This window comes from Ignavibacteriota bacterium, from assembly GCA_016708125.1.
Classification (GTDB): domain Bacteria; phylum Bacteroidota; class Ignavibacteria; order Ignavibacteriales; family Melioribacteraceae.
Genome location: JADJGF010000008.1, coordinates 1 through 4069 on the forward strand (window position 1 = coordinate 1; position 4069 = coordinate 4069).

Sequence of the window (4069 nt, forward strand, 5' to 3'; positions counted from 1 at the left end):
TTAATAAACATCCCATCTATTTTAATAAAGTCTATTGGTAGTTTTTTAATATATTCAAATGTACTAAATCCACTTCCAAAATCATCTAATGCAAATTTAAATCCTAAAGTTCTTAAATTATTAATTAATTTTAAAGCATTATTATAATTATTTATGGCGGCGGTTTCTGTTATTTCAAAACAAATTTTTTCAGGATGAGTTAATCTTTTGACTTGTTTTTCTAAAAAATAAAAAAATTCAGAATTACTTAATGACTGTGTAGATAAATTTATATTTAATAAAGAAACATTAGAATCTAATACAGTATCATTAAGTATATTTATTACATTTTCTACAACCCATTTATCTACTTCTATTGACATATTGTATTTTTCAGAAGCACTTAAAAATGAACCCGGAAGTTTTATTTTATCATCTTCATATATTCTTAATAATACTTCATAATTATTGCAAAGGTAATCATTATAATTTATTAATTTACAATCTGAACAATCGAAATTTATACATTTAATTGGTTGAACATATAATCTCAAACAATTATTAGTTATTAAAAATGGGATTTTTGAAGCCCATAATAATTTATCTTTTCTATCAATTAATTTAGAATTTTCGTTATCATATATTTTAATTTGATTTTTTCCAGATTCTTTGGCTATGTAACAAGCAGAATCTGCATTTGATAATATATCATCAACATTTCCAATTATATGTGTTAATCCTATACTGACACTTATTTTAAATTCTAAATCTTCCCATTCAAATATATTTATACTCAATTCTTTTCTTAATTTTTCACAAATTATAACTGCATTATTTATTCCACATCCAATAAAAATAATTCCGAATTCATCTCCTCCTAGTCTACCAATTATATCACATTTTCTTATTTTGGATTTAAATAATTTCACTATTAATTTTAAAAAATTGTCACCAGCAGTATGTCCACATCTGTCATTTATTATTTTAAAATTATCAACATCAATATATGCTACAACATTATCATATTCTTTATCTTTAGAATATTTATCAACAATAACTTCAAATTCTTTTCTATTATAAACATCTGTTAGATGATCATATTTTGCTTCTTCATTTAATTGTTTTAATTTTTCTTCATATCTTTTATTTTTTATTAATCTCCATAAATTTTGAGTTATTACTTCCATTTGTTTTGCATCTAAATTATCATAAAATGTTTCTTTATTTCCAACACCAATAATAACTACTACTTTATCATCTTCAATTACTGGAACACTCATATGTCTTATTAATTTAAAATGTCCTTCTGGTAATCCTTTTTTAGTTAATTCTGTTTCATAATTATTATGAATTGCTGGTAGTTTTGTTCTAGCACAATCTGCCCATATTCCAGCATCAGATATTGGATAATGATTATCATAAACTGCAGTACACATATTATAAGTATTTTTAGACCATACTTTTAAATTTATTGTTTCATTATCTGGATTAATGAAATGCAAATATCCACAAGTACTAGATGTTAATTCAACCACATCATCTATGATCCTTTGGATTATTTCATCTTCTGTTAAATTAACAGAATTAGATATATCTAATAAAGATAAAATGCATTTTTCCATTTTATCCTTTGTCTTAATTTGCTGTTTGAGTTCTTCTATAGATATCTCCACTTTTAATGATTCCTTAGATTTTACGCTTGGTTTTGTGAATTCTAATATACAAATACAATATTAGCAATTTAAACTTCCTAAATTGCAAATCCAAAAAGGAAAATTATCATCTTTTAGTGTCCAAGGAGACTCCGCCATAATGAACGAAGTTCATTATGGGAAGCCTTTAGGCCGGAGAGGAATTGGACAATTACAAAATTGTAAGTCCACTGTTTCTTCTTACTTTAAAATTAGATGCCTCTTTAATTTTAAAAGAATATTTATCAGAAAATGCTTTTCTTTGAGTAGAACTAAATCCAGTTATAATGTAATTTTCTTTTGATTTAAAAGAAATTACATCTCCAGGAGTAAAAGGTTTATCTTTAGTTCTTTGATTATAAATAATCTTTCCAGATTTAACTTTTAATTTTGCATCCAAATATATTCTTCTTATATCAATCAAAGCATCATCTGCTTGATTGCATCTTTTTCTTCTATTTTTAGCAATAGAAAATTTATTTTTAAAGTAATATTTTCTATCTTCAATTCTTTTAGTTGCTGCTCTATTATGTCTGCGATATGAATTTAAATTCAAATTTAAATTGAAATTTAATATTTGTTTATTTTCAAAATTCACATTAAACATACTTAAAATTAAAGCATCATTAGAATGTGATTTGACTATTTTTCTTTTAATTCTATCAAATTTAGTTTCATATCCAAAGAATTTGTATATGCAATACTTTTCTGCTAATTTCAAATATATTTTTGGCATCACTGAATTTAACATTCCAGATGCTTTAAAATCGTCTTCATTCAATTTAAAAATATTTGAAATCTTATTTTCATGAATCTTCTTATGACAAGATATACATACTGTAGCCAAATTTGAAGAAATATTAGTCCCACCAGCAGATCTAAATTTAATATGATGAACTTGAAGAGGAATATTCTGATTCTTACACTTTAAACAAGTATAATTATCTCTTTTTAAAATATAAGAAACTAAATTAACTTCTGATGCAGTTCCTTTTCCAGGCAAATTCTTATTTCCAGATAATAAATTTGTATCAAATTTTGCATATTCTAAATTAATAATTGATTTCTCTTCTTCTACATATTTAAATAAATATTTAATTACATTCAAATGAGTATTTAATAAGTAATTTCTAGTTGGATTTGCCTTATTCTTACTTCTATTTTTCCATCTAGGAAATCTAAATTTGCGATTTTTACAATTGCATCTGCGATTTTTTCTTCTAATATTTCTGTACATTTTTCTTTCAGTCATCAATTTAGTAATATCTGCTGTTCTTAATTTAACTTCACCTTTAAACAGCAATAATACTTTTGAAGATGACTCTTTTAATACACAGAAACCTATATTTGAATATCCAGTGTCAATTCCAATAAAATAAGCATATTCATCATTTGATTTTGAAGTTACTGGATAAGATAATTGAAGCAACATCAATTTTCGACAAATTAATTTTGCTTTATTCTTTTTCAACATCTTATTCATCCAATCTACTTTTGTAGTTGGAGAAAGTACTCTGTTTCTTGAATCTTTTACAAAAATAATCACTGAAAGTTCTCCTTGGTCTGGAGTAAGAATCAGTCTCCCCTGGACTTACTAAAGCACCATCTGCTTTCGTTACCTAATTGCAGATGAAATGTCTTTCACAAACAGAGCTTCAAACTGGGAGTGGCATTTGAAGGTGGACGCTTTAGTAAATATCCTGTTCAGATCCATAAATGGTCTTGTAAATATTCAATTTGCTTACGCAAATTCAACTTTACAAGCCCCGTCCTTTAGGACGGGGTAATCTGACGAATATTAAACTAGTTGTTTTTATTTTGTTAAGTTTTGGATATATTAATAATTCACTTGCAGCAGATTCATTTGGATCTGGAGGTTATTCGCATAATGTATTACTATATAAGGATTCAATGTATATTGCAGGAAGCAACAAATATGGAGAATTGAATTATAATGAAACTGGAGTTGAGTATCGTAATTTTGTGAAATTTGCAGATAAGATTTCTCAAGTTTCTGCAAATTATAGTCGGACTGCATTTATCACTAAGAGTAATAAATTATTTTACTTTGGTTGGAAAACTGGATTATATGATAATGTAGCTCCAACTTTAATCAGTAATAATGTTATTGATGTTAGTCTAACAAGTACTAACATTTATTATATTACTAATAAAAAAGTATATGAATTTGTTCCAAAAACAAATATCACAATGCAATTGATGTTACAGGAAGAACCTGTTTCTCTTGCAACTGGAACTGGTCATTTGGTTGTTTTAACTAAAAATGGAAATGTTTATACTTATGGATTAAATAACCAAGGCCAATTGTGTTCTAATAATACTATTAATAAAACCGTTCTAACTAATGTTAATTATTATGGATGCAATACTATTTCTTG

The 4069-nt window shown here is 25.7% G+C and carries 3 protein-coding genes; 1 reads left to right on the forward strand and 2 read right to left on the reverse strand.

Annotated features, from left to right (window positions below):
* The coding region (locus IPH62_19830; protein MBK7107523.1) for a diguanylate cyclase at nucleotides 1-1601 on the reverse strand (1601 nt) is incomplete at its 3' end.
* A 241-nt stretch (nucleotides 1602-1842) separates the two neighbouring features.
* On the reverse strand, nucleotides 1843-3216 hold the full coding sequence (locus IPH62_19835) for an RRXRR domain-containing protein (GenBank protein ID MBK7107524.1): 1374 nt from the start codon (nucleotides 3214-3216) through the stop codon (nucleotides 1843-1845).
* Nucleotides 3217-3407: 191 nt separating this feature from the next.
* Here IPH62_19835 and IPH62_19840 point away from each other — a divergent pair.
* Nucleotides 3408-4069: hypothetical protein (locus IPH62_19840; protein MBK7107525.1), on the forward strand; the 662-nt coding region annotated here is incomplete at its 3' end.